Here is a 24369-nt window from a genome sequence, read left to right as displayed (position 1 = left end):
GATCCTCTCATCGAAGGGTGCCCATCGGCACCATATCCATGTCGGTGAAATCCTGGTTGTCACCACCCATCGCCCAAACGAAGGCATAGTTGCTGGTGCCGACTCCCGAATGGATCGACCAACCGGGGGAAAGAACCGCCTGCTCGTTGGCGACGACGAGATGCTTGGTCTCCTCCGGCTCGCCCATGAAATGGAACACGCGGGCATCCTGCGGGAGATCGAAATAGACGTAGACCTCCGAACGGCGGTCATGAACATGGGCCGGCATGGTGTTCCACATGCTCCCCGGCTTGAGCTGCGTCATGCCGAGCACGAGTTGGGCCGAGCGGCACACCTCCGGATGGATCATCTGGAAGATCGTACGGACATTGCCGTTAGCGGCATCGCCGAGGTCCACGCGGCGGGCACGGTCGAGACCGATCTTCACCGTCTCAAACCGCGCATGCGCCGGAGTGCTGACGAGATAGAACTTGGCGGGATTGCCTGCATCGAGGCTCTCGAAGCGGACATCCTTCGTGCCCATGGCGACATAGAGGGCATCGCGGGGGCCAAGATCATGAAGGTCCCCATCCGTCTGCACGCGCCCCGCACCGCCGAGATTCACGACGCCGAGCTCGCGGCGGTCGAGGAAGTTGGGGGAGCCGATCTGCTTATGGGACTCCAGCTTGATCGCACCGGCGGTCGGCGTCGCGCCGCCCACCACCAGCCGGTCGATGTGGCTGTAGGTCAGTTTGACCTCACCGGGAACGAAAAGCGTCTCGATGAGGAAGTGGCGGCGCAGTTCGGCCGCACTGAAATGACGGACGGCCTCAGGATGGCATACCTGCCGGATTTCGATGGTCATCGGTGCCTCTTTGAGAAAAATGGTCAGCGAAACAGGGCCGGAAGCCAGAGCGACAGGCCGGGAATGTAGGTGACGAGGAGCAGGACGAGGACGCTCGCCCCCAGGAAGGGCCAGATGGTCTTCATCGCCTCGCCGATGGAGATCTTGCCCACCGCGCAGCCGACGAAGAGCACGGAGCCCACCGGCGGCGTGTTGAGCCCGATGCCCGCATTGAGGATCAGGATCACTCCGAAATGGACCGGATCGATGCCGAAGGCCTTGATCACGGGCAGGAAGATCGGGGTGCAGATGATGATCATCGGCGCCATGTCCATGAAGGTGCCGAGCACCAGCAGGATCACGTTGATGAGCAGCAGGACGACGATGGGGTTGTCCGACAAGGCCTGCATCAGCGAGATCGTCGCCTGAGGCACCTGCAGGAAGGCCATGAGCCAACCGAAGGCGCTGGCCGTGCCGATGACCAGGAGGACCATGGCGGTGGTCCGCACCGCGCCTAGAGTCGCCTCGACGAAGTTTTCCCAGTTCATCTCGCGGTAGACGAAGAGAGTCACCAGCAAAGCATACAACACCGCGATGCACGAACTCTCCGTTGCCGTGAACACGCCTGAGCGCACGCCGCCGAAGATGATGAAGATCAGCAGAATGCCCGGGACCGCGGAGACAAAGAAGTAGGCCAGCAGGCGGAACCCAGGGAAAGGATCGGCGGGATAGCCCCTCCGGACCGCAACGATATAGGCGGTGATCATCAAGGCGGCGGCGAGAAGCAGGCCCGGGACGACGCCGGCGGTGAAGAGATCTGCCACCGAAATCGTGCCGCCTGCCGCGATCGAATAGATGATCATGTTGTGCGAGGGCGGGATGAGCAGCGCGATGATCGCAGCGTTGACCGTGACGTTGACGCTGTAATCCTTGGCGTAGCCCCGCTTTTCCATCTGCGGGATCATGATGCCGCCGATCGCAGAAGCATCGGCGATGGCCGAGCCGGAGATGCCGCCGAAGAGGGTGGAAGCGACGACGTTCACTTGGCCGAGACCGCCGCGCAAGTGGCCGACGAAGCCCGCCGCCAGACGGATCAAGCGATCGGCGATGCCGCCCCGCATCATCAGGTCGCCGGCATAGATGAAGAACGGAATTGCCATCATGGCAAAGGCATTCATGCCGGAATTGATCTGCTGGAACACCACGACAGGCGGCAAGCCCATGTAGAGAATCGTGGCCAGCGATGCGATGCCCAAACAGAAGGCGACGGGAGTGCCGATCAACAGCAGCAGCGTGAAGACGCCGAAGAGAACCCAGATTTCCATGGCGTCAATCCTTCACGGCAACAAGATGAGGTTCGTCCACGCGCACCATCGGCACGTCTTCCCCCAGCGACAGGAGGCGAACGAACTTCTCCAGCGAAAAAAGGGCGATCAGGGCGCCGCCGGCCGCGAGCGGAACGTAGTCGAGGCCCTGGGGGATCGGCAGGCCGGGCATGGCCGCCGACCAGGTTTCGACGGCAAGCTCGGTTCCGTACCACGCCATCGCCACACCAAAAATCGTCACGAGGACTTCGGTGACGCCAAGCATGATCCGACGCAGGCCCTGGGGAGCGTAGTGGAGGGCGATCTCGAAACCGAGATGATTGCCGTCCCTCACCCCGACGGCAGAGCCAAGCAGGATGAACCAGCTCATGAGCAGCAGCGAGGCCGGCTCCGTCCAACTCGGCGACTCGTTCAACACGTACCGCCCGAATACCTGCCAACCGACGAAAGCGGTCATCAAAATGAGGCCGACCCCGGAAATCCATAAGGCCGCCCGGCTCACGACGGCAAGGATCCGGGATAGCGCGACAAGACCAGCGCGCATCGTTCAAATTCTCCAACGAGAAAAAGAGGGCCGGCCGAGACCGGCCCAGGGTGGTCCGGGAGGACCGAACTCAGTTCATCGCCTGGATGCGCGCCACGAGATCCTTGACCTTGGCGTCCTTGGCATACTTCTCGTAGACCGGCTTCATCGCGTCGATGAAGGGCTGCTTGTCGACATTGTTGATCTGGCTGCCGCTGGCGCGGATCTTCTTCTCGGCTTCCTTCTCACGAGCCTCCCAGAGCTCGCGCATCTTCACCACCGATTCCTTGGCGGCCTCACGCAGGGCCTTCTGATCCTCGGGCGAGAGCTTGTCGAAGCTTCTCTTCGACATCACCAGCACCTCCGGCGACATGGAATGCTGGGTGAGCGAATAGAACCTGGCCACCTCGAAGTGGCGGAAGGAATCGTAGCTCGGCCAGTTGTTCTCGGCACCGTCCACGACGCCGGTCTGGAGCGCCGAGTAGACCTCGCCGGGAGGCATGGGCGTGGCGTTGGCGCCAAGAGCGTTCACCATGTCGAGGAAGAGGTCGGACTGGATCACCCGCACCTTCATTCCCTTGAGGTCGGCAGGCGAGTTGATGGGGCGCTTCGAGTTGTAGAAGGAGCGCGCTCCCGAATCGTAGAAGGCGAGCGCCACAAGGCCATGCGGTTCAAAGGCCTTCAGGATCTGTTCGCCGATGGGTCCATCCATGGTCTTGCGCATGTGCTCGACCGACCGGAAGATGAAAGGCAGCGAGGGGACCAGGGTCTCCGGGATCAGGTTGTTGAAGGGGCCCATGTTGATCCGGTTCAGGTCGATCACGCCGAACCGCGTCTGCTCGATCGTATCCTTCTCCTGCCCGAGCTGCGCCGAATGAAAGACCTGGATCTTGTAGCGGCCGTTGGTTTTCTTCTCGAGAAGGGATCCGAGGTACTTGACCGCCTCGACGGTGGGATATCCATCCGGATGGATGTCGGCGGAGCGGAGGGTCGTCTGCGCGCCTGCGGTTCCGCTCGCAAGAGCCGCCCACAGACCAAGGGTGGCCGCGGCGAGAGTGCGTCTGGATAGCATTGTGTTCTCCTTGGGCTTCCTCAGATTTTCTGTCGTTTTGAATTCGGCCTTGCGGCCTTGCCGTCCTTCGGTTCAGGTACCTTTTCGACCGGAGCCGGGCCGGTTGCTGCTTCCCGCAGCTTACTGGCCGACACTTGTATGGTAGTATCCACTAATATATAAAGCAACTCGCCAAAAGCATGAGAACCGCTGTGAACAGTCATTTTTCCACGACCCAGGGCTCCGCTGCCCAGCGCATTGAGAGCGAGCTGCGCCGTTCGATCATTGCCTTGGAGCTCCCTCCCGGCAGTCGCCTCTCGGAGCAGGACATCGCCGAGCGCCATGGGGTCTCTCGCCAGCCGGTCCGGGAGGCACTGATCGGCCTCGCCCGTACGCGCCTTGTCGAGATACAGCCGCAGCGGGGGACGGTGGTCGTCAAGATCTCGGTTCGGAAGATGATGGAAGCCCGTTTCGTGCGTGAGGCGATCGAGACCGCTGTGGTCCGGCGGGCCTGCTCATCCTTCGACCGGCAGAGCCGGCAGCGGATCGACGATCTGATCGAGATGCAGGAGCACGCGGCGCGGCGTGACGACCACGATGCCTTCCAGCGCTATGACGAGCTGTTCCATATTGCGCTCGCCGAGGGGGCCGGCTGCCCATTGGCCTGGGAAGCGGTGCAGGACATCAAGGCCCACATGGACCGGGTCTGTCAGCTCACCCTGCCCGGTCCTGAAGCGATGCTGCCCCTGATCGACCAGCACCGCAACATCGTCGCCGCCATCGACGCCCGCAACGAGGATGCGGCGGCTGAGGCCATGCGCCTGCATCTCACAGAGATCCTTCGGGCCCTGCCCCGGGTCGAAGCGGAGCATCCGGAGCTTTTCAGCGCATGACCTGCCGCGCTTCCGGCGCGAGGAGCATGGAGCTTCAAACGATCGGGGCGGCCTTCGAGCTAAGGTGAGCCCTACCAGCGCACCCGCAGCTGCCCGCCGACGGACCACCGGCTGAACGGCTCGTCATCCTCGTTGCCACCGAAGCCCCCGTCGTCTTCCGAGGAGCGCGCGTAGGAGACGAGGTGGTTGGCGTAAAGAGAGAACGAAGCCTGCCGGGTGAGGTCATAGTTCAGGCGGGCGGCAGCGTAGGAGATGAAGCCCCCCTCCCCGGGATCGCTCCAGCCGTATCCGGCGGCACCCTGGATGTCGAACCACCATCGTTCGGCCAAGGGGCCGTAGAAGTGAAGGGTCGCCTCCAGAGCCTGGTAGCGGTCCGGATTCCAGTATCCGTTGTCGACCACCTTCTCGAAATCGAAGGTCGTGTAGCGGGCACCAAGCCAGAAATAGGGATTGGCGCTAAACCGCTTTGCGGCCTCGATCTGCCCCCACGCCCGCTCGTTCCCGTCGGAATAGTGGCTGTAGATCGCCTGCGCGCTGATGCGGGTCGCATTGTCCGGCGTCACATCGACCGACACCCCGATATCGTCGGCCAGGATGTCGTTGACGATCGAGCGCGTATTCTCGTCGGCATAGCGCCGGGCGAGATCAAGGTCGAACCGGAAGACATCGGACGGAATGAGGCTCACGGTCGTGTCGTGCGTAAAGGTGACGTCCTGATCCTCCTGGCCGTCCGCCCTGTTCCGGCGAGACTCGTCCTCGAGGTTCAGAAAGAAGGATGACTTGAGTTCCAGATAGTCGTTGAAGCGGTGCCTGCCCGACAGGCCGATCCCGTACATCTCGACGTTCGGGAAGTCCCCGCCCCTGTAGCGCAGCATCCGGGCCTGCGGCGCCAGCTTCGTGAGGCCGTCGTTGAAGGTCATCTCGTGGGACGCCTGAAAGGACCAGATCGCCAGATCATCGGAACGCCTTGCGTACCAGGCCTCGACCTGAGTCAAGGGTCTGCGCTCCAAGGCAAGCTGTTCGAGTAGCCGCTGAGCCCTCTCATCGCCCGGCTTCTGCACGAGGACGGCGCGCGCGAGATCTTCCGACAGGTCGGGCCGGCCCATTTCCTGGCGGGCCTGGGCGGCGATGAACAGGGTAGCCGGATTTCTGTCGCCGCTTGCGATGAGCGGTTCCAGCCGGGCCAGCGCCGCGCGGGGAAGCCCCATGGAGCGCTCGGCGGTCGCCGCTCCGCGGATCGCTTCCACATTGCCGGGCTGAAGCACGAGGGCCGCCTCGAAATTCACCAGGGCCGGCTTATGGTCCGTGATGTCGTTGAGCGCATTGCCGCGCCCGATCAGCGCCTCCACGTCCTGCGGATTGGATGTCAGGATCGCCGAGAACACCGGGATCGCAAGCCTCTGCTGACCGCTCCAGGCGAGGGCACGGGCGAGCCCGAGCTGCGCATCGCGCTGTTCCCTGGCGGTGAGATCCGTCCGCTCGAGGATCTCCTGGAACAACGGAATGGCCCTGAGCGGCTGGCCCGCATAGAGCACCTGCTCCGCATATTCCCGCAGCAATTCCCTGCGGCGGCCGGGCGCGATGGCGAGAGCGCGCTCGAAGAGGTTGACCGCCGCGGCATTGCGCGTCCGCCCGGCAGCCTCGCGGGCTGCACCAACCAGGGCATCGGAGAGCGCCTTGCGCGCCTCCTCGTCCCTCATGTCCTCCCGGAAGATCGCCTGCCAGGCCGTGACCGCTTCGCGGAACTGGCTGCTCCAGAGAAGCGCGAAAGCGAGGCCGCGGCGAAGGCGCCGCCGCTCGGCCTCGGAACGCTGACCTTCACGCAAAGCCTCCCGGTAGAGCGGCACCGCTTGGGCAGGGTTGCCGGAATAGGCGGTCTGATCGGCGTATTCGGGCAGGAGCTCCTGACGGCGCTGCGGCGATGTCTCGATGGCTCGGCGGAAGAACGAAGCGGCATCCGCATTGCGCGTGCGCTCGGCCGATTGGCGTGCGGCGCCCACGAAGGCGTCGGACAGCGCCTTGCGAGCCTCCGCATCGTTGCGGTTCGCCTGCAGGATCTCGCTCCAGGCAGAGATCGCCTGCTGAAACTGGCTGCTCCAGAGCAGGGCGAAGGCCAGCGAGCGGGTCACCCGCTGCCGGTCCTCAGCGGAGAGGTCCTTGCGGGCGAGAACCTCCCTGTAGACCGGAACCGCCCTGCCCGGCTCGCCCGAAAAAGCCAGCTGATCCGCGTATTCCCGTGCCACCTCGGACCGCTTTGCCGGATCGAGGGACATGGCACGCTCGAACAGCGACGCCGCCTCCTTGTTGGCGCCCCGTCCAGCCGCGTCGCGAGCCGCAATAATCGCTGCTTCGGCAGGCGTTTCCCGGCGCGGCACAGGAGTCGGCGCCGCCTGGGCAGGCGGCGTCTGAGCCGCACGTGCCCTGTCGGCACCGGCCCGGGCTTCGGCGAGGCCTTGGCGGGCCTGTGGGTCGTCCGGAATCCCCTGAAGCGCCTGCTCGAAGGCGCTCACGGCGGCCGGGAACTGACCGCTCCACAGGAGAGCGAAGGCAAGGCCGCGCCTGAGGCGGCGCGCCTGATCCGCCGCACGGCTGCCATCCCGCAGAGCCTCGCGATAGAGTTCAACCGCCTGAGCAGGCTGGCCCGCATAGGCTGTCTGATCCGCCAGCTCGGGCAGCAGTTCCTGGCGGCGCTCGGGCGCCGTCTCGACCGCACGCCTGAACAGCGCCACGGCGCCGGCATTCTCGGAACGGTCGGCTGCCTGCCGGGCCGCGCCCACCAGTGCATCGGACAGGGCCCTCCTGGCCTCGTCGCTGGCCGGATCGGCCTGCAGCCGAGCCTCCCATGCCGGGATCGCCTCCTGGAACCGGCTGCTCCATAGAAGGGCAAAGGCCAAACCTCGCTCTGCCCGCTGCCGGATCGAGGGGTCGAGAGTGCTGTCTGCAAGCCGCTCGCGATAGAGGGGCACCGCGTCCGCGGGCTTGCCGGAATAAGTCACCTGATCGGCGTACTCGAGCAACAGCTCGTTTCGACGTCCGGGAGCAAGGCTGATCGCCTGCTCGAAGAGGCGGGCGGCCTCCCTGTTGTCGTTGACGGAGGCGGCTTGGCGCGCCTGCTCCACCACCTCGTCAGGCGATTGGGCAAAAACGGGAGACAGGATCGACCCGCTTCCCAGCAGGATGAGCAGACTTGCAACACAGATACGAAGGGCAAGTCTGCAGGGGAACATCGTCTCTCGGTCTCGAATCGCGAACTATGGTGGGCAAGATCACTATCTGGAATTTACCCTGACAGCAGGTAAAGATCGCTCTTGGTGGGAGTCGCTCAGCCTGCACCGGTTTATTTCCTACAAAGTAGCCTAGTTTCCTTCTCAGACCAGAGGCCTTGTCCCGCCTTCCCGGAGATGCCGTTCTTGCCCCGTCCTGCCTCCCGCTTCCAGACTCAGGTTCCCTGGACCCCTCTGCCGTACTCGCCCCTGCACGAGACCGTCTGGCAGTTCCTATGCACCGCGAGCCTCGTGTTCGGAGCCTGGTACATCGGCTGGCGTTGGCTGAAGTCCCTCAACTTCGATGCCTTATGGTTCTCGATTCCGCTCCTGATCGCGGAGACGGGTTCGTTCATCGGTCTCGTCCTCTTCACCATCAATCTCTGGTCGGCGAAGTCCCCGCTACGGGGAGCCCTTCCCGTGAGCGCCCGCGACTGCTCCGACGATCCCACCACTCCGGACCGGCCCGTTTCCGTAGACGTATTCTTCGCAACCTATAGCGAGGATCCGGAACTCGTCCGGGCCGGATTGCAGGCGGCCAAGAAACTCACCTACCCCCACCCTCTCAACCTGCAGATCCATGTCCTCGACGACGGCAAGCGGCCGACCATGGAGGCCGTCGCCCGAGAGGAAGGGGTGAACTACATCACCCGCTCCGACAATGTGGGATTCAAGGCCGGCAACCTGAGGAACGCCATGGCGGTCACGTCGGGCGATTTCATCATGATCTGCGACGCCGACATGCTTCCCTTCCCCTCCTTCCTGGAAGAGACGCTGGGCTATTTCCGCGATCCCAAGGTGGCCTGGGTCCAGACCCCCCACTGGTTCTACGACATCCCGCCCGGCATCCCCCTGCCGGCGGCCCTGGAGCGGCGGCTCGGCGCCGTGGGGCGCGGGATCGGCAGGCTCTTCGAGCGCATGTTCGGACCGGTTCAGCTCGGCGAGGATCCGTTCGCCAACGACCCGCAGCTCTTCTTCGATGTCATCCTGCGCCGCCGGAACTGGGCCAATGCGAGCTTCTGCTGCGGCGCGGGCTCGATCCACCGCCGTGAGGCGGTCATGGAAGCAGCGCTCCGGCAATGGTCGGACCAGGTGAGCGCCGCAGCCGGGCGCAACGAGAAGGCGGCACGCCAACTCACCGGCGAGGCCGCCATCTCGGAGTCCATCAGCGACGTCATGCGCTGGCAGAGTGCGCTGGAGGAGGAGTTCCAGCCCTACAAGTTTCATGTCTCCGAGGACATCTACACCTCGATCGTGCTTCACAGCGACCGGGAGCGGGGATGGAAATCCGTTCTGCACCCCGTCGTTCAGTCCAAGATGCTGTCGCCGAACGATCTTCTCAGCTGGACGATCCAGCGCTTCAAATATGCCGGCGGCACCCTGGACATCCTTGCCCATGACAACCCCCTGTTCCGCCGCGGCCTGACGCTTCCCCAGAAGCTGATGTACGGCTCGACCTTCTACTCCTACCTGTCGCCGATCTGGAACGTCGTCTTCCTGATCTCGCCCATCATCTTCCTCTTTTCGGGCATCGCTCCCGTCGCGGGCTACTCGCTCGACTTCTTCCTCCACATCACCCCGTTCCTGCTGCTCAACGAACTCTCGCAGCTCGTCGCCATGTGGGGCAATTCGAACGCCAAGGGCCGGGCCTGGTACCTGGCCATGTTCCCCTTGAACCTTCAGGCGCTCTGGGCCGTGGTGAGAGGCCGCAAGATATCCTTCCCCGTCACCCCGAAGGATCGGCAGGTCGGAACCTATGGCCGTCTGGTCCGGTGGCAGATCGGAGTGGCCGCTCTCACCGTTCTGGGGCTGATCTGGGGCTGGGCCTGCTACGGAACGGGTCGCGAGGGCTATACCCTGGGCGCCATGATCGCCAACACGGTCTGGGGCCTCAGCAACGCCCTGTCGATGCTGCCCGTGATCCGCGCGGCCTACTGGCAGCCGGATCCTGTCTACGAGGCTGCCATCGTCGAGGGCGTCAAGGCATAGGCCCGGAAGGGCGCGATCACGGCCTTTGGCTCGCTCGCGGCGTTTCGACGATTGAAAAGACCCGATCGAGGGTGGTCAAGCGCAAGAGACGCTGGACCTGTGGGCTGGGTGCGGCAAGGCGCAGATCGCCCCCAGACTTGCGAGCTGCCTTGAACCCGGACACGAGTGCGCCAAGCCCTGTACTGTCGATGAAGGAAGCTTCCGCCAGATCGATGATGAAGCTGTTCCTGCCTTCCGCGACGGCCTCGTTCAGGTGCGCCAGCAAATCGGGAGCGGCGGCGGCATCGAGACGCCCCTTCAAGCGGATCAGCGTGGTGTCCGTCTGCAGTTGCTCGACTTCAAGAATCATCCTTCACCGTCCAACGGCCGAACGGGCCAGAACCGCTCGGCGGGTTCGATTCCCCCGCCCGTCCTTAATGCAAATTCCGCGACCGTGCCTCGGAAATCTGCCGTGAACCTGAAGATGACCGGAACTTGTGACCGGTAGCAGGCAATCGCCTCGATCCTGGTCTCGAGCGCCTGCCCTATCGGCACGATCACAGGCTCCCCGACGGCGGAGCCCAGCTTGGCAAGACGAGCCTCGACTCCAGCAGGAGTATGAATGGCGTAGGGGCAATCCTCGTAGGCATAAACGTGGGCGCCCAGGGACGCGAGGCGGCGGCCGGCCTCGAACACCAGTTGGTGGTCCACATGGGAGCCGACGCCCAGGGGAACGAAGACCCGCATGCCGTCGCGCCACTCCGGCAGATTCCGGATCTCTTCCGCCAGATGCGCGGCGAGCTCCAGTTCCTCGGATTTCAACGAGCCGAAGAGCTCCGGGTCGGACGTATAGCGGTCGCCGCGATAGATCGCATCGGGCAAGCCGAGCCAGCGCACAGGGCACCCCAGAGTGCGGGCTGCCTCCGCATCCTCGGTGCGCCGGACCGCCTGAACCTGGTCCGCATCGGTTACCTTCCACCGTTCATGCTTCCAAGCGGCAAACTCGCCCACCATCTCATCGACAAGCTCGCTGGCGAAGACGGTGATCATGCAGGGGCTATGCCCGCCTCTGGCCAAAAGGGCAGCAGTCCCCCCGCATGACAGCGGAACATCGTCGTAGTGAGGCTGGATGAAGAGGGCTGCCCCTGACGTCAGAACACTCATGAGGCCCTGCTTTGCTCGCCTTTCATTGGACGCCCGAGGCTGTGGCCCCAGCCCGAATCGTCTCAGTTCGTCGCTCCTGATCTAGAAGAGCGGGTCCTGAAATCCAACCCCGATCGTCCGGAGGCGGCCGGATCCGGCGGCTTCCCTCGCAAGCTCCAGGCGATGGACGAGCCTCTCCCAGCGTTGCTGTTGAATTGTGCAGACGCAGGCTTTCAATCTCCCCGTCCCTCCTCTAGCTATGGACGAGGCAGACGGATCCAGTTTTGCGTTCAGAGGCTACCGGAGGCTCGACGTTGACTTTCAAGGAAGGCCTCCTCAAGGCCCGGGGACAGCTCACCTTCATCGTTGCGCTCGCCATCTCGACAGGGATCATCATCTATCTTGAAACCCTGGACACGGAAGAGCGCATTCAGAGCCGCGTTGCAACGGAAGTTGCCAGACAACGGAATGCTCCGGCCTCCATCCCTCCGGCCCTGGACACGGCGGTGCGAAGGAATCTCCAGCGCTCGGAGGAAGCCTATGCTGCCGATCCCGGCGCCGCGGTGAACCGGGCAGCCCTTCTCGTCGCCCTCTCGTCCGCCGTCCAAATCGGCATCCTGGCCCCGCAGGACGGCCTTTCGCGGGTCGAGCGGGTCCTGACGGATATGGAGCGCAGAAAGGGCGAGGCGAATCCGCTCCTCGATGCGGCGCTGGGAGCGGCAGCCATCGCCTTCCCCTCGCTTCAGGAGCGGATCGCCAATCTCGATACGGCCAGGAGCTAGGGACTAGGAAGTCGGGGAAGCGATCCGCTTCACCATGCGAAGGCGGTTTTCGGTGTCGCTGGAGAGGTATTCCACCTCGTCCATGTTCATGCGGATGAGCGCCAATCCCATGCCCCCTTCCGGAATGCTCGACAGATCCGCCTCGTCGAAGGCGAAGAGGCTGTCCGAGTTCTGCTCGAGCACCTGCGGCGCCATCGGAGGGGCATGGTCGATCACGTCGATCACGACCCGGTCCGATTGCAGGCCGACTGCCACTTGCACGTCCTTGCCGCTCTTTCCCTGATAGCCGTGCTTGATCACGTTGTTGATCGCCTCGACCAGGCTCAACTCGACGGCGTCCAGATCCTCCGCTTCCATCAGGTCCTGACAGAGGGCGCGAACGGCCCGCGCGATGAGGGAGACCTTGTCGAGATCGCTGTCGATCGCAAGGCTGATTGAGGAGACCATCCCGTTCCTTTCCCTTACCTGAGCGCTCAGACCGAAAGCCGCTCGACCGCCGTCTCGACATCCGGATGAAGGGCGAAGACTCGATCCATGCGGGTCAAGGCAAACAGCCGGCCGACGGCGCCGCCCGCCCCCGCCACCGCAAGGCTGCCCCTTGGGCCGAGGCGCTTGAGGCAGGAGACCAGGGCCCCGAGGCCTGAGCTGTCCATGAACTCGACGCTGCTCAGGTCGAGCACGATCTGGCTCTGCCCGGCATCGATGCACCGTGCCATCTCGTCCTTGAAGGCGGGAGCCTTGCCGGCATCGATCCGCTTCTCAGCCACACGAACGACAAGGACGTTGTTGCGCAGGTCAGTGGACAGCATCAGCCTCGATCCTTTCGGGTAAGCGCTCCAGGGCAAGAACGCTCAGGTCGTCATCCAGGGTTTCAGAGCTGCGCCAGTTGCGCAACACATCATCGAGCATACCGAGCAGGGCCGGAGCGTCGGCTGACGCATGATCGCCGACCAGCTTGCGCAGCCGTGCTTCCGAGAACTGTTCCCCCTGCGGGTTCTCGGCCTCGATCAGGCCGTCGGAATAAATCAGGATGCGATCGCCGGGCTCGAATGCGAAGTCGAGCGTCTCGTAGGTGGCCGCCCGAATGATGCCAACAGGGAGACCGCCCTCGCCGATCGGCTCGACGGTGCCGTCGGACCTGATCACCAGCGGGGAAGGATGCCCGGCCTGGACGAGTCTGGCCCTGCGCGAGCGGGGATCGATCTCGCCGAGGATCATCGTGAAATACGGAAGGTCGTCGGGCCAGTCGTCGTTGATCTGGGCAGCGATTTCATCCAGCCGCGTTCCCTGGTTCCGGGTCAGGATGGCCTGCGACAGGGCGTGATGGCAGGCGACGGAGACCAGCGCCGCCGCGGCCCCATGGCCTGCCACATCGACCTGGAAGAACCCGATCCCTCCGTCCGTGCGACGCAGAATGTTGTAGGTATCCCCGGCAATATGGCTCGAGGGACGGTAGAGGCCTTGGAACTGCACGTCGCCGATCCGGGCCGGCGGGGGAAGCATGGCGCCCTGAATGACGGCGGCGGCCTCGAGATCCTTCTGAAGCTGCCGATAGGCATCCCGCAGGCGGGCATGGAGCACCTGCTTCTCGTTCTGCGCCCTCTCCCGCTGGATCGCATTGGCCTTGAAGACGCGCAACGCGTCGTTCATCTCGCCGATCTCGTCGGCCCGGTTCACCCGCGGGAGCGGGATGGTCAGATCGTCGTCGGCCAGCTTGAGCATGGCCTGGCTCAGGCTCTCCAGGGGCTGCACGATCCGCCGGCGCACCACGAGGATACTTCCGGCGACGGCTCCGACGCCCAGAAGCAGCAGCCCGGACCACTGCAGAACCGACCGCTGAGCGCGCCGCAGCTCAGCCTGAAGCTGCTCCCGGGAACTGCGCAGCAGTTCCTTCTGCATCGACGCGACATACTGCAAGGAACGGCCGGCGACCTCGTACCATTGTCCCGAGTCGAGGCCAGGACGCACCCTGCTCAGCAAGGCCGTCAGGAGGGATTGCTGGAGGGGCGCAAGGGTGGAATCGTAATCCTCATGGCTGGCGGCGATGGCGGCCCTGACCGGCTCGGTCAGAGGGCTCGCCCTCTGGCCTTCGATCAGCTCCCAGGCGAGCCCCGCCCGTCCGGCATTGCGTCCAATCGCCTCCAGATCGAGGCTGCTGGCAGCATCCGGATTTCTCAGAGCGCGCGCCAGCAAGGCTTGGTTGCGCGCGATGCTTTCGCTCAGAATGCCGCCGAACGTCCTCAGGTTGGCCTCGGCTCGCAAGGTTGGCTGCAGGGGACGCTCGCGTTGCAGCAGGGTCAAGCGTGAGGATTGCAGTTCCTCGATGACCATGGAGGATTGCCGGAACCAGCGGGGAGCGAATTCTCCGCGCGGTCGCGGCTGGTCGGGCTTGAGATATTCGTCCACCTGATCGCGCAGGGCGACGATGTCCCGACGGGCACGCGAGAGCGAGGCCAGGCTCTCATCGGTGTTGCTCAAGGCGGAACGGGCTGCGGCGAGCTCATTCTCTGCCGCCTGCAGAAACCCGTCGACGCGGCGTCGCGCCTCCCCCAGGGTTTCGAGCCGGCCATTCTCGACATCATCCTCGATGAGAAGCACGAAGGTCAGGCTTCGCTCGTTGGCAAGCGCGTCCGTTCCCAGCAGAAGCTGCTCCCGCACGGCATTCGAAGCCACCATGCGCTCGGTCGCTTCATAGCCCAGAATTTCTTCCCGGATCTGCACCGACACGGCAACCAGCAGGGCGATGCCGAGGATAGCCGTGAGGATCAGCAGGGTGTGACGAATCTTCATGTGCAGGGGATCTGGGAGAACTTTGGCGGGTTTGGGACTGATGCGGTACTCAGTTGAGGGGAATAGGAATGGATGTCGCAGGATGAACCAAACAAGCACAGATTGTCGAGCGCCGCCGCCCGACGAAACCTGCTTTGCGGCACCGCTCTTTGCACCTCGGACCTTTCCGCGCAACCGCTGACCCGTGCAATTCTGCGCGATTGCAACCTAGTAACGCCGGAATACGAGTTGAAATGGGATGTGATCGGCCGGCATCCCCATGAGCCTGACTATTCCGCTGCCGACAGGCTCATGGCCTTTGCAGCCGACAACGGCCTTGCCTTTCACGGTCATACTCTCTGGTGGCACGAGGCGATCCCGGAAAGCCGGCGCGCCAATCAGAGCATGGACTTCGCCCAGGCGGCCCTGCGGCATCTGGAGAGGACGGTCGCCCGCTATGCAGGCCGGCTGCGCTCATGGGATGTGGTGAACGAGCCACTGGAACCGGCCCATGGCCGCCAGGACGGCCTGCGGGTGTCCCCCTTTCTCGCGGCTTTCGGGCCCGATTACATCGAGACCGCCTTCCGCGCGGCTGCTGCCCGCGATCCCGGCGCCATCCTGGTCCTCAACGAGATGGGCCTGGAATATGCCGGGCCGGAAGCCGAGCGGAAGCGCCGGCACATGATCGACCTGCTTGAACGGGAACTGGCCAGGGGCACCCCCATCGCCTGCCTCGGGATCCAGTCCCACCTCACGGCCCTGGAACAGCCTCGGCAGCATCCCGCGTTCAGAGCCTTCCTTCGCACGATCCGAGGGATGGGGCTGAGCGTGATGATCACCGAAATGGACGTGTCGGATCATCTCTGCCCGCGCGATCCCAGGCAGCGCGATCGCATCGTGGCGGATACGTATCGCGCCTATCTCGACCTCGTTCTGGACGAAAGCCGGGTCCTCGCCGTCGGCACCTGGGGCTTGGCCGACTTCTCGACCTGGCTCAACGCCTTCAGGCCGCGGCCGGATGGCGCCCGGCAACGGCCGCTGCTTCTGGACCGGGCGTTCAGGAGAAAGCCGGCATGGCATGCCGTGCGCGCCGCATTCCTTGGTGCGGACAATGGTTTTTCCGCACATCAGGCTCGCTCATGAAAGACACCGCATTAACTCATTCGCGTCATCAAGGCGGACAGGACTACCCTTATGGCGGAGTTGGGCTAGGCAGCGGCGGATGCGAGTGTATGTTCGGCTTCGTCGCGCCTCGGCGAGACGAAGGCCTGTATTGGTCATTGGCCTAGGATGGTAAGCGATGTCGTTCCCGACCGGTCCTCATGAGGAAGAGCGCCTGCAGGCTCTTCTGGAAACCGGTGCCCTCGATCCCAAACCGGACCCCGTCCTCGATGCCATCTGCGCCGAGGCCCGGCAGCACTTCGGCGTTCCCATGTGCCTCGTCAGCCTTCTCGACAGGACCTACCAGCGCATCAAGGCCGCGCAGGGGCTGGAGCCGGGGGACACCCCGAGAGACCCCGCCTTCTGCAACTACACGATCTTGAGCGATGAGGTCTTCGTCGTCGAGGACGCGCTCGCCGACGAGCGGTTCAGGCAGAATCCCTACGTCACGGGCGAGCCCCACATCCGCTTCTATGCCGGGGCTCCCCTGATCTTCATGAAGAACATTCGCCTGGGCGCCTTTTGCCTGCTCGACAGGAAACCGCGCACGTTTTCCCGCGGCGACAAGGCCGAGCTTCGGCTCTTCGCGGACAGGGCTGTGAGGGAGATCGCCGAACGGGAGATGGCAGCGGCCAAGCGTGTCGAGCCGCGCCCGGGCGGCTAGAGCGCTTTTCGGCGAAGTGGGTCCGGTTCGCCGCCAAAAAGTGCGTCTGGGGAAAGACTAGAGCTGATTCCACGTCAGAGGAATCAGCTCTAGGCGCCGGCGTCCTGCTGCGTCTTGCGCCAGGGTGTCACGTTTGCCCGCGGGAAAGCCGACATCATCTTTCCCGCATCTTCACGCTTGCGGAGACCTGGAATGGCAGTTCGCCTCCCTCAGAGCCTATCGACGGGGCTCCAGCGCGAAACCGGCTGGACCGTGCTGGACTACGAGATCCGGGAGCAGAAGGCGCATGCCCTGGGAACGCTTGGGCAGCAGGTCGACCAGGCTCTCGCGGCCCTGCGGAATTTCGACGCCGAAACGCCTGGCGAGAACCGTGGCGACCGGCGTCGTGACCTGGTGGACGCGGCTGCCGAAAGGGTCTGGGCCTTCATGATCCAGCGGGAGCTGTGCGGGCTCCGGGACTGGGACGCGGTGGTGAAGCATCACGGCATTCCACGCGAGGTGCTGAACCGTGTTGGAGGGGCCAGACGAAGGCCCTGATCGCAGGCAGGCTCAGGCAAGGGGCGCATCCACCGTGCACCTGACCCCTTCGGGCAGGAACTCGATGGTTGCTTGGCCGCCCAGCTCCATCGCGAAGCTTCTCTCGATCAGGCGGCTGCCAAAGCCGCGGCGCCTGGGCGGGTCCACAGCCGGCCCGCCGGCCTCCTCCCAGCGCAGCACGAGGCGCCGGCGGGTCGGGGCGCCGGAAATCCTCCATGTGATGCGCACCATCCCTGTCGCATTCGAGAGGGCGCCGTATTTGACCGCATTCGTCGTCAGCTCCTGCAGGGCCAGGGCAATGGCCAGAGCCATCCGGGGAGAAAGTCGAACATCCTCTCCGGCCACATGGAAACGGTCGTCGTCGCTCCGGCGGTAGGGCTCAACGGCCTGTTCCACCACCTCGCGGAGGCTGGCCCCCTCCCAGCTCTCACGGGTCAGGACATTGTGGACGCGGGACAGGGCGAACAGCCGCCCTTCGAGGTCCTCGCGCACCTGCTCCATGGACGAGGCGCTCCGAAGGGTCTGGCCGGCAATGGACTGCACGGTGGCCAGGGTGTTCTTCACCCGGTGGTTCAGCTCGTTGATCAGGAGCATCTGGTGCTCCTCCCAGCGCTTGCGCTCGGTGATGTCCTGGTGGATGCCGACGACCCGCTGGGGGGCCCCAGCCTCGTCCCGGTGCACGATCGCCTGCGAGCTGACCCAGCGTTCCCGCCCGTCCCTCGCCAGAACGCGGAATTCCGCCCGGTAGGACGCTCCCCCCTCCAGCGCCTGCCGGAAGGCCTCGTTGACCCGGTCCCTGTCGTCAGGATGGATCACGGCCTGCCAGGCCTCACGCTCGAGGAGCTCCTCCGCCGAAACCCCGAAGATCTCCGCCGACCGGGACGACAGCAGGCGGCGGTTGGAGGGGATGTCCAGCTCCCAGGTGCCGAGTCTGCCCGCTTCCAGGGCCAGCCGCAGCCTCTCCTCGCCTTCCCGCAGCCCCTCCTGCGCCCGACGGCGCTCCTCGAGTTCGCGTTGGGCGTTCTGGAACAGGCGGGCATTGTCGATGGCAACGGCAGCCTGCCCTGCGATGCCGACCAGGAGACTTTCGTGCTCCGGCCTGAATCTGCCGGGCTCGGGATGACCGAAGAACAGGCCTCCCAGAATCTCGCCCGTACGCGAGGCGACCGGCACGGCGAGATAGCTGCGAACCGGCAGGTGCCCCTCCGGCATCCCCTTGTAGGGTTCGTTCTTCCCGTAGCGGGGATCCTGGAGGATGTCGTCGGACCGGATGATGCTTTCGCCCACGAAGGTCGGGTGGAACACCGCGGTCGCGCGAGGCATGGGAAACCTGGAGAAGCTTTCGCGCTCCACGCCCGACAAGGTGTACAGGGTGTACGCCTCGCCTTGGGCATTCACGACATTGTAGAAGAACGCCCCGAACTGAGCGCCCGTGAGCTCGACGCCTGCATCCGTCACCAGCTGCACGATGCGCTCCAGATCGAGCTCCGCCGCAATGGCCGCGCCGGTGCGGTTCAGCACGGAAAGCTCCAAGGCGCGATCCTGGGCCTCCCGGCTCGTCCGGTCGGCCGCGGAACGTGCCTTGACCTCGGCCCAGAGCACCGCCGAGACCAGGATCGTTGCGAGCAGGCCGCCGGCCAGGAAGAGGGGAATGAGCGACAGGTTGGAACTCATCTCCAGCTGCTGGCTGCTGCGGTATGCGATCGTCCATTGACGCCCCGCAACGTCGAGCGTGCGGGTCTCCGTATAGCGGGCAGCCCGCTCGCCCTGCCCCCCGGTCTCGCGCGGGCCGGACCGGTGCAGGAGATTCTGCGGGGAAGGCTCGCCTTCGAACACCTGGAGCTCCAAGCCCGGATTGCGCCCGCCCTGCAGGATGGCGGTGAACAGATCGCCGGCGCGAAAGGGGCTGTAGACGAAACCGGCGAGCATCGCCTGCCGCTCGGACGTTGTCTTGGGCGTCTCCCCACCCCTATACACCGGGACATAGAGCAAGAATCCGGCCTGCTTGGCCTCGTCGATCTCCTGGACCAGCTCGACCCTGCCGCTCGCTGCAGGCTGCCCGGTATCGCGGGCTCTCTCCATCGCAGCCCTGCGCGTCGCCTCCGTGAACATGTCGAAGCCGATGGCGGCTTCGTTCCGGGAATCCAGCGGTTCCAGGTAAATGATGGAATGAAACTCGGACCGGGGGTGATCGGGCCAGATCCGGAAGCCCGGCACTCCTCCCTCGCGCTGCGCCCGGACGAAGGCCTCACGCTGATCCGGCAGGACGCGGGCCGAGAACCCGATCCCCTGGATGCCCGGATAATCCTTGTTCAGCCGCAGCCCGGCCGCGAAGGCCCTGAAGGCCTCCCGATCGACCTCGAGCCGGTTGGCGTTGAAGAGGCCCGCGCCGGCGCGCAGCAGGGTAATGTAGGTGTCGAGCCGGTCGCGAATGGCATCCTGCGTCTGGTCCACCCTCCGCTCGAAGCTGATGCGGTCGCGTGCGTCGATCACGCTCCAAAGGCTCGCTGCGACGAGCATCGAGACCACAGCCCCGCCCAGCAGGGTCGCAAGAGGAATGAGCATACGCCAGCGGCGCGGCTGTTGGAGCATCGATCATCCGAAGTGGTCGGGCGCAGCATATGAGCAGAATGGGCTCCGCTCCACCATCCGACACAAGCATCAAGGATCAGGGAAGGATGGCATATAATCGGAGGTGATACCTGTGAAAAGTGCGTCGGCTTGATACAGGCAGCTCGAAAGCGCCAGCAGCAGGGGGGCGCGGTGCCATGCCAAGGGAACGCCAAGCCTCGACGGGAATTGCCTTTGCGAGGCGGAGATGACGCCGATTGGAAGGAACGCACCCATGCCCAACCGTATGCAGGACGGTCAGCAGCCCGAGGCTCTGCGCTCCCTGAAATCTGCCGCGAAGGCGGGAAGCCGGAAGCCGAAGGAGCAAGGCCTCGAAGCCCGAGGCGACACCGCACCCATCCCCGCTCCCCTCGAACAGGAACAGGAGGCTGCAGCCAAGGTGCTCAAGAAAGGGGTCGAGAACGACCCCAGGGGCATGGAAAGGGCAGCCCGCAAGGCCCCGAAGCGCTAAGGTTCCGGAACGCGCAACTCCGCAGGAAGCTTCTCGGCGGGGAGCCGAGGCCGTTCCGAAGCCAACGGCCAACCCGGGGGATCGGCCATGCAGACGGGGCGGCCCGCCGGATGGCCGCACATGATCGGGAGATTTTTCGGGGAGGTGGTGAGCGCGCTGGGACTCGAACCCAGGACCCTCTGATTAAAAGTCAGATGCTCTACCGGCTGAGCTACGCGCTCCCAGAGTGGCCCGAGATAGGGGCTCTCGGGGCCAAGGTCAATCGAAAAGCCCCCTGAGCCGGCCTTTTCCTCAAGGCCGGGGTGAAAACGGGGTTGTCTTTCAAGACAAGCAGGAAAAACGACAAGGATTGCCGGAAATCAGCCTTCTGCCGCCATGGCCATGTTGTTGGCGTGCTGCCCCTGCTCGGCCTTGCTGTCGCGTTCTCCCCTCGCCCAGCCTTCCTTGACCTCGCCGATATGGTCCTCGAGCCGCCCCTCGGCGATCGCCTTGCGCAGGCCGGCCATCAGCTCCTGGTAATAGGCCAGGTTGTTCCAGGTGAGCAGCATCATCCCGAGGATCTCGTTGGAACGGACGAGGTGGTGCAGATAGGCCCTGGAATAGGTGTTCGATGCGACGCATTTCGACTCCGGGTCGAGGGGCCGCGTGTCCTCGGCGAAGCGGGCGTTGCGCAGGTTCATGCGGCCGTGGCGGGTGAAGACCTGCCCGTGGCGGCCGGCGCGGGTGGGCATGACGCAGTCGAACATGTCGACGCCCCGGCGCACCGCCTCCACGATGTCGTCCGGCGTGCCGACGCCCATGAGGTAGCGGGGCTTTTCCCTCGGCATGTGCGGCTCGACGGTCTCGATCATGCGCAGCATCACCTCCTGCGGCTCGCCCACGGCCAGGCCGCCGATGGCGTAGCCCTTGAGGTCGAGGGCGGCGAGTTCCTTAGCGCTCTCGACCCGCAGCCGCTCGACCGCCCCGCCCTGGACGATGCCGAACATGGCCTTGCCGGGCTGCTCGCCGAAGGCGACCCGGCAGCGCTCCGCCCAGCGCAAGGACAGGCGCATGGCCTTCTCGGCCACCTCGTCGGGGCACGGCAGCTTCACGCATTCGTCGAGCTGCATCTGGATGTCGGAGCCGAGCAGGCCCTGGATCTCGATGGAGCGCTCGGGCGTCAGCACATGGGTCGAGCCGTCGATATGGGACTGGAAGGTGACGCCGGTCTCGTCGATCTTGCGCAGGGCCGACAGGGACATGACCTGGAAGCCGCCGGAATCGGTGAGGATCGGATAGGGCCAGTTCATGAAGTGATGCAGCCCGCCGAGCCGCGCCACCCGCTCCGCGCCGGGGCGCAGCATGAGGTGGTAGGTGTTGCCGAGCACCACATCGGCGCCCAGCGCCTTCACCTGGTCGGGATACATGGCCTTCACGGTGGCGGCCGTGCCCACCGGCATGAAGGCCGGCGTGCGGATGACGCCGCGCGGCATCCGGATCTCGCCGGTGCGCGCCGCCCCGTCGGTCTTGGTGACGGTGAAGGTGAAGGTCTCGGTGGTCATTCAGAATCTCTGTCCAAGAGGGGATCCCCTTCCGCACGCCGGGGATGACATGGAGTATCAACGCCGAAACAGCAGACTCGCATCGCCATAGGAGTAGAAGCGATAGCCTGTTTCGATGGCGTGGGCATAGGCCGCCTTCATGCAATCCAGCCCCGAAAAGGCCGAGACCAGCATGAACAGGGTCGAGCGCGGCAGGTGGAAATTGGTCATCAGCACGTCCACCGCCTTGAAGCGGTAGCCCGGCGTGATGAAGATCGAGGTATCGCCGGAGAAGGGCGCAACGGTCCCGTCCTCCCGGGCGGCGCTTTCCAGGAGCCTCAAGGAGGTGGTGCCGACCGCCACGATCCGCCCTCCCCGCGCCCGCGCCTCGTTGAGCGCCCTGGCGGTCTCCTCCGACACGGAGCCCCATTCCGCATGCATCCGGTGCTCCTCCGTGTCCTCCGCCTTCACGGGCAGGAAGGTGCCCGCGCCCACATGGAGCGTGACGAAGTGGCGGGCGATGCCGCGCGCGTCGAGCCGACGGAAGAGATCTTCGGTGAAGTGCAGGCCGGCCGTGGGAGCCGCAACAGCGCCCTCGTCCTTGGCGTAGACGGTCTGGTAGTCGCGCAGGTCCTTGTCGTCGGTCGGACGTTTTCCCGCGATATAGGGCGGCAGCGGCAGCTCCCCGAGCCGGGCGATGGCCTCGTCGAGGAACGCGCCGGCAAAGGAGAAGCGCAAGGCCACGTCGCCTCCCTCGCCTTTCTCCTCCACCTCCGCATCGAGGCGCACGAGCTCGCAGGCAGCGCTCTCGGACGACTCGCCGAAGCGGATGCGGTCGCCCACATTGAGCTTCTTGGCCGGCCGGGCGAAGGCGCGCCAGCGGTCGGCGCCTTCCCTCTTGTGCAGCATGATCTCGACGCGCGCGGCCGTCTCCTCGCGGATGCGCAGGCCGTAGAGCCGGGAGGGGATGACCTTGGTGTCGTTGAGCACCAGCACGTCGCCGGGCTGCAGCAGGTCCGGCAGGTCGCGGACGATGCGGTCCTCCACGCCCTTCTCCGGCCGGACCACGAGCATGCGCGCGGCATCGCGCGGCTCCACCGGGCGGAGCGCGATGCTGGTCTCGGGCAACTCGAAATCGAACAGGTCGACGCGCATGGTTGCTTTCAGCTGTCATCCCGGACGCCGAAGGCGATCCGGGATCGCGTGACGAGAATGGCACTCTATCCTGTGATGCGATCCCGGGTTCCGCGATGCGGCCCCGGGATGACGCCCAACGGATTGTTCTACGCCGCGTCCGCCGCGACCTTCATGGAGACGATGCGGTCGGGATCGCGCACGGGCTCGCCGCGCTTGATCTTGTCCACGTTCTCCATGCCCTCCGTGACCTTGCCCCAGACGGTGTACTGCTTGTCCAGGAAGCGGGCGTCGCCGAAGCAGATGAAGAACTGCGAGTTGGCGGAATGCGGGGCATTCGTGCGGGCCATGGAGCAGGTGCCGCGCACATGCGGCTCGGCGTTGAACTCGGCCTTCAGGTCCGGCAGGTCGGAGCCGCCGGTGCCGGTGCCGTGCGGGCAGCCCGTCTGGGCCATGAAGCCCTCGATCACCCGATGGAAGGCGATGCCGTCGTAAAAGCCGCGGCGGGCGAGCGTCTTGATGCGCTCCACATGTCCCGGAGCCAGGTCGGGGCGCAACTCGATGACGACGCGGCCCTTGGTGGTTTCCATGATGAGGGTGTTTTCCGGATCTGCCATCGGGGTCTCCTGTGCTGGCTTGGAAAGGAATAGTCTGCCCGCTCACATAGGCTGGGCATCGACGAAACGGAAGGAGAAGATGCGCCCGGCAATGGCCCGGCCGAAACTTTCCGTGAACGGAAGCGGCGTGCAGCGCTCGAAGGCCTCGCGCACGGCTCGGACGAAGGGCTCGCGCTGGTCCTTCTGGGTGCCTTCCTTGTAGTAGGTGATCCGCGGCTGGCCCAGCACCTCGCCGTTGCGCTTGAAGCTGAGCCTCAAGGTGATCTCCTGGCCCGAGAAACCGCTGCCGGCCGGGGGGCGCCAGCAGGACTGAATCGCCTGGAAGATGTCGGCGATCCGGTCGATCCGCCCGATGCCCGGCGCCTCGGGACGCGGCCTGATCGTGCCCCTCAGGCCCTCCGGCAGGCTGCGCGGGGGGCGGCGCTCCTCCTCATCCGGGTCGGTCGCGGGCGCAAGCCCCTGCGCTGCGAGCGGGGAAGCGACCGTCACCGCCAGGAGGAGCGCGGCGGCGCGCCGCCGCGCCGCGCATGCCGTCGAGGGACGCATCATTTCGCGTCGGCGGCCACCTGAACCTTCACGATCCTGTCGGGGTTCGAGACCATGCCGTTGGCCGCGGCATTGCCCTTCTTGATCTTGTCCGCCACGTCCATGCCGGAGACCACCTCGCCGAAGAGCGTGTACTGGCCGGTGAGCGGGCCGCAGCCCTCGTAGCAGATGAAGAACTGGCTGTTGGCGGAGTTCGGGTCCTGCGCGCGGGCCATGCCGACGGAGCCGCGCTTGTACTGGGTCTGGGTGAACTCGGCCGGAATGTTGGGGAGGCTCGACTTGCCGGTGCCGGTGCCGGTCGGGTCGCCGGTCTGGGCCATGAAGCCCTCGATCACCCGGTGGAACGGAACGCCGTTGTAGAAGCCCTGGCGGGTCAGGGTCTTGATCTGCTCGACATGCTTCGGGGCGAGATCCGGGCGCAGGCGGATGGTGATGCGGCCGTCCTTGGTGTCGAGGAAGAGCGTGTTCTGGGGATCCGTGGCCTGCTGGGCGGCGGCCGGAACGAGGCCGGCGAGAACGAGCGCTCCGACGGCGAGCAAACGCTTCATGGATGGGTGTCTCCCTTGTG

At 65.0% G+C, this 24369-nt stretch carries 23 protein-coding genes and 1 tRNA gene; 7 read left to right on the top strand and 17 right to left on the bottom strand.

Translation table 11 applies throughout. The annotated features are described in order from the left end of the window. Positions 1 to 7: 7 nt before the first annotated feature. From kduI to GR303_RS01750, 4 genes are all read right to left on the bottom strand, one after another. Positions 8 to 844 carry a 5-dehydro-4-deoxy-D-glucuronate isomerase gene (kduI, locus tag GR303_RS01765; protein WP_161721683.1) on the bottom strand — a complete coding sequence of 279 codons (837 nt, stop codon included), beginning with the start codon at positions 842 to 844 and terminating at the stop codon, positions 8 to 10. 23 nt (positions 845 to 867) lie between these two features. After that, on the bottom strand, positions 868 to 2148 hold the full coding sequence (locus GR303_RS01760; protein ID WP_161721682.1) for a TRAP transporter large permease: 1281 nt from the start codon (positions 2146 to 2148) through the stop codon (positions 868 to 870). Positions 2149 to 2152: 4 nt separating this feature from the next. Further along, positions 2153 to 2692 carry a TRAP transporter small permease gene (locus GR303_RS01755; protein WP_161721681.1) on the bottom strand — a complete coding sequence of 180 codons (540 nt, stop codon included), beginning with the start codon at positions 2690 to 2692 and terminating at the stop codon, positions 2153 to 2155. Positions 2693 to 2762: 70 nt separating this feature from the next. Beyond that, positions 2763 to 3743, bottom strand: coding sequence for a TRAP transporter substrate-binding protein (locus GR303_RS01750; RefSeq protein WP_161721680.1), 981 nt, complete (start codon positions 3741 to 3743; stop codon positions 2763 to 2765). A 191-nt stretch (positions 3744 to 3934) separates the two neighbouring features. On the opposite strand from GR303_RS01750, the gene GR303_RS01745 reads away from it, so the two are divergent. After that, positions 3935 to 4615, top strand: a complete 681-nt coding sequence (locus GR303_RS01745) for an FCD domain-containing protein (RefSeq protein ID WP_161721679.1) — start codon at positions 3935 to 3937, stop codon at positions 4613 to 4615. A gap of 71 nt (positions 4616 to 4686) precedes the next feature. Here the strand turns inward: GR303_RS01745 and GR303_RS01740 are convergent, their stop codons facing one another. Continuing rightward, positions 4687 to 7842: a tetratricopeptide repeat protein gene (locus GR303_RS01740; RefSeq protein ID WP_161721678.1), complete on the bottom strand. Its 3156-nt coding sequence runs from the start codon at positions 7840 to 7842 to the stop codon at positions 4687 to 4689. Between the two features lie 183 nt (positions 7843 to 8025). On the opposite strand from GR303_RS01740, the gene GR303_RS01735 reads away from it, so the two are divergent. Next, positions 8026 to 9867 (top strand): glycosyltransferase family 2 protein, encoded by a 1842-nt coding sequence (locus tag GR303_RS01735; protein ID WP_201751850.1) that lies wholly within the window; start codon positions 8026 to 8028, stop codon positions 9865 to 9867. A gap of 16 nt (positions 9868 to 9883) precedes the next feature. On the opposite strand, the gene GR303_RS01730 is transcribed toward GR303_RS01735, so the two are convergent. Together GR303_RS01730 and GR303_RS01725 are read right to left on the bottom strand one after the other, a co-directional pair. Then, complete coding sequence (locus GR303_RS01730; protein ID WP_161721676.1) at positions 9884 to 10216, bottom strand: STAS domain-containing protein; 333 nt, start codon at positions 10214 to 10216, stop codon at positions 9884 to 9886. Continuing rightward, entirely contained in the window at positions 10213 to 11010 is a 798-nt protein-coding gene (locus GR303_RS01725) for a PIG-L deacetylase family protein (protein WP_161721675.1), read from the bottom strand. The genes GR303_RS01730 and GR303_RS01725 overlap by 4 nt, the downstream gene beginning before the upstream one ends. A 293-nt stretch (positions 11011 to 11303) precedes the next feature. On the opposite strand from GR303_RS01725, the gene GR303_RS01720 reads away from it, so the two are divergent. Then, on the top strand, positions 11304 to 11771 hold the full coding sequence (locus GR303_RS01720; protein ID WP_161721674.1) for a hypothetical protein: 468 nt from the start codon (positions 11304 to 11306) through the stop codon (positions 11769 to 11771). A 3-nt stretch (positions 11772 to 11774) separates the two neighbouring features. Here GR303_RS01720 and GR303_RS01715 read toward each other — a convergent pair whose 3' ends face one another. From GR303_RS01715 to GR303_RS01705, 3 genes are read right to left on the bottom strand one after another with little or no spacing between them, the layout of a single operon-like run. After that, entirely contained in the window at positions 11775 to 12218 is a 444-nt protein-coding gene (locus GR303_RS01715) for an ATP-binding protein (protein ID WP_161721673.1), read from the bottom strand. A gap of 26 nt (positions 12219 to 12244) precedes the next feature. Further along, positions 12245 to 12580 (bottom strand): STAS domain-containing protein, encoded by a 336-nt coding sequence (locus GR303_RS01710; protein WP_161721672.1) that lies wholly within the window; start codon positions 12578 to 12580, stop codon positions 12245 to 12247. Then, positions 12567 to 14561, bottom strand: coding sequence for a PP2C family protein-serine/threonine phosphatase (locus GR303_RS01705; protein WP_161721671.1), 1995 nt, complete (start codon positions 14559 to 14561; stop codon positions 12567 to 12569). The genes GR303_RS01710 and GR303_RS01705 overlap by 14 nt, the downstream gene beginning before the upstream one ends. A gap of 72 nt (positions 14562 to 14633) precedes the next feature. Between GR303_RS01705 and GR303_RS01700 the strand changes: the two genes are divergently transcribed. The 3 genes from GR303_RS01700 (at position 14634) to GR303_RS01690 (ending at position 16902) form a co-directional block, all read left to right on the top strand. Further along, complete coding sequence (locus tag GR303_RS01700) at positions 14634 to 15683, top strand: endo-1,4-beta-xylanase (protein ID WP_161721670.1); 1050 nt, start codon at positions 14634 to 14636, stop codon at positions 15681 to 15683. 157 nt (positions 15684 to 15840) lie between these two features. Beyond that, positions 15841 to 16365, top strand: a complete 525-nt coding sequence (locus tag GR303_RS01695; RefSeq protein WP_161721669.1) for a GAF domain-containing protein — start codon at positions 15841 to 15843, stop codon at positions 16363 to 16365. Between the two features lie 192 nt (positions 16366 to 16557). Next, positions 16558 to 16902: a DUF6665 family protein gene (locus GR303_RS01690; protein ID WP_161721668.1), complete on the top strand. Its 345-nt coding sequence runs from the start codon at positions 16558 to 16560 to the stop codon at positions 16900 to 16902. Positions 16903 to 16914: 12 nt separating this feature from the next. Here GR303_RS01690 and GR303_RS01685 read toward each other — a convergent pair whose 3' ends face one another. Then, positions 16915 to 19494, bottom strand: coding sequence for a CHASE domain-containing protein (locus GR303_RS01685; RefSeq protein ID WP_161721667.1), 2580 nt, complete (start codon positions 19492 to 19494; stop codon positions 16915 to 16917). Between the two features lie 253 nt (positions 19495 to 19747). Here GR303_RS01685 and GR303_RS01680 point away from each other — a divergent pair, with 253 nt between their 5' ends. Then, positions 19748 to 19984: a hypothetical protein gene (locus tag GR303_RS01680; protein WP_161721666.1), complete on the top strand. Its 237-nt coding sequence runs from the start codon at positions 19748 to 19750 to the stop codon at positions 19982 to 19984. A 145-nt stretch (positions 19985 to 20129) separates the two neighbouring features. On the opposite strand, the gene GR303_RS01675 is transcribed toward GR303_RS01680, so the two are convergent. From GR303_RS01675 to GR303_RS01650, 6 genes are all read right to left on the bottom strand, one after another. Beyond that, a tRNA-Lys gene (locus GR303_RS01675) sits at positions 20130 to 20205 on the bottom strand. Between the two features lie 138 nt (positions 20206 to 20343). Then, on the bottom strand, positions 20344 to 21525 hold the full coding sequence (gene tgt / locus GR303_RS01670) for a tRNA guanosine(34) transglycosylase Tgt (protein ID WP_161721665.1): 1182 nt from the start codon (positions 21523 to 21525) through the stop codon (positions 20344 to 20346). A gap of 57 nt (positions 21526 to 21582) precedes the next feature. After that, the gene (queA, locus tag GR303_RS01665) at positions 21583 to 22659 is read right to left on the bottom strand and encodes a tRNA preQ1(34) S-adenosylmethionine ribosyltransferase-isomerase QueA (protein WP_161721664.1); all 1077 of its coding nucleotides are present in this window, start codon (positions 22657 to 22659) and stop codon (positions 21583 to 21585) included. 128 nt (positions 22660 to 22787) lie between these two features. Beyond that, positions 22788 to 23255: a peptidylprolyl isomerase gene (locus GR303_RS01660; protein ID WP_161721663.1), complete on the bottom strand. Its 468-nt coding sequence runs from the start codon at positions 23253 to 23255 to the stop codon at positions 22788 to 22790. Positions 23256 to 23297: 42 nt separating this feature from the next. Beyond that, positions 23298 to 23804 carry a hypothetical protein gene (locus GR303_RS01655; RefSeq protein ID WP_161721662.1) on the bottom strand — a complete coding sequence of 169 codons (507 nt, stop codon included), beginning with the start codon at positions 23802 to 23804 and terminating at the stop codon, positions 23298 to 23300. After that, complete coding sequence (locus GR303_RS01650) at positions 23801 to 24349, bottom strand: peptidylprolyl isomerase (RefSeq protein WP_161721661.1); 549 nt, start codon at positions 24347 to 24349, stop codon at positions 23801 to 23803. Before GR303_RS01650 ends, GR303_RS01655 begins: the two co-directional genes overlap by 4 nt. Positions 24350 to 24369: the final 20 nt, after the last annotated feature.

It is taken from the genome of Microvirga arsenatis (assembly GCF_009910705.1).
Classification (GTDB): domain Bacteria; phylum Pseudomonadota; class Alphaproteobacteria; order Rhizobiales; family Beijerinckiaceae; genus Microvirga; species Microvirga arsenatis.
This window is presented reverse-complemented; position numbering and strand designations above follow the sequence as displayed.

Excerpts from the sequence above, each read along its gene's own strand:
- GR303_RS01705 (WP_161721671.1), bottom strand. The coding sequence starts at position 14,561 with ATGAAGATTCGTCACACCCTGCTGATCCTCACGGCTATCCTCGGCATC.
- queA (WP_161721664.1), bottom strand. The coding sequence starts at position 22,659 with ATGCGCGTCGACCTGTTCGATTTCGAGTTGCCCGAGACCAGCATCGCG.
- GR303_RS01700 (WP_161721670.1), top strand. The coding sequence starts at position 14,634 with ATGTCGCAGGATGAACCAAACAAGCACAGATTGTCGAGCGCCGCCGCC.
- GR303_RS01725 (WP_161721675.1), bottom strand. The coding sequence starts at position 11,010 with ATGAGTGTTCTGACGTCAGGGGCAGCCCTCTTCATCCAGCCTCACTAC.
- GR303_RS01680 (WP_161721666.1), top strand. The coding sequence starts at position 19,748 with ATGCCCAACCGTATGCAGGACGGTCAGCAGCCCGAGGCTCTGCGCTCC.
- GR303_RS01750 (WP_161721680.1), bottom strand. The coding sequence starts at position 3,743 with ATGCTATCCAGACGCACTCTCGCCGCGGCCACCCTTGGTCTGTGGGCG.
- kduI (WP_161721683.1), bottom strand. The coding sequence starts at position 844 with ATGACCATCGAAATCCGGCAGGTATGCCATCCTGAGGCCGTCCGTCAT.
- tgt (WP_161721665.1), bottom strand. The coding sequence starts at position 21,525 with ATGACCACCGAGACCTTCACCTTCACCGTCACCAAGACCGACGGGGCG.
- GR303_RS01685 (WP_161721667.1), bottom strand. The coding sequence starts at position 19,494 with ATGCTCCAACAGCCGCGCCGCTGGCGTATGCTCATTCCTCTTGCGACC.
- GR303_RS01655 (WP_161721662.1), bottom strand. The coding sequence starts at position 23,804 with ATGATGCGTCCCTCGACGGCATGCGCGGCGCGGCGGCGCGCCGCCGCG.
- GR303_RS01660 (WP_161721663.1), bottom strand. The coding sequence starts at position 23,255 with ATGGCAGATCCGGAAAACACCCTCATCATGGAAACCACCAAGGGCCGC.
- GR303_RS01740 (WP_161721678.1), bottom strand. The coding sequence starts at position 7,842 with ATGTTCCCCTGCAGACTTGCCCTTCGTATCTGTGTTGCAAGTCTGCTC.
- GR303_RS01730 (WP_161721676.1), bottom strand. The coding sequence starts at position 10,216 with ATGATTCTTGAAGTCGAGCAACTGCAGACGGACACCACGCTGATCCGC.
- GR303_RS01760 (WP_161721682.1), bottom strand. The coding sequence starts at position 2,148 with ATGGAAATCTGGGTTCTCTTCGGCGTCTTCACGCTGCTGCTGTTGATC.
- GR303_RS01755 (WP_161721681.1), bottom strand. The coding sequence starts at position 2,692 with ATGCGCGCTGGTCTTGTCGCGCTATCCCGGATCCTTGCCGTCGTGAGC.
- GR303_RS01715 (WP_161721673.1), bottom strand. The coding sequence starts at position 12,218 with ATGGTCTCCTCAATCAGCCTTGCGATCGACAGCGATCTCGACAAGGTC.
- GR303_RS01650 (WP_161721661.1), bottom strand. The coding sequence starts at position 24,349 with ATGAAGCGTTTGCTCGCCGTCGGAGCGCTCGTTCTCGCCGGCCTCGTT.
- GR303_RS01695 (WP_161721669.1), top strand. The coding sequence starts at position 15,841 with ATGTCGTTCCCGACCGGTCCTCATGAGGAAGAGCGCCTGCAGGCTCTT.
- GR303_RS01710 (WP_161721672.1), bottom strand. The coding sequence starts at position 12,580 with ATGCTGTCCACTGACCTGCGCAACAACGTCCTTGTCGTTCGTGTGGCT.
- GR303_RS01690 (WP_161721668.1), top strand. The coding sequence starts at position 16,558 with ATGGCAGTTCGCCTCCCTCAGAGCCTATCGACGGGGCTCCAGCGCGAA.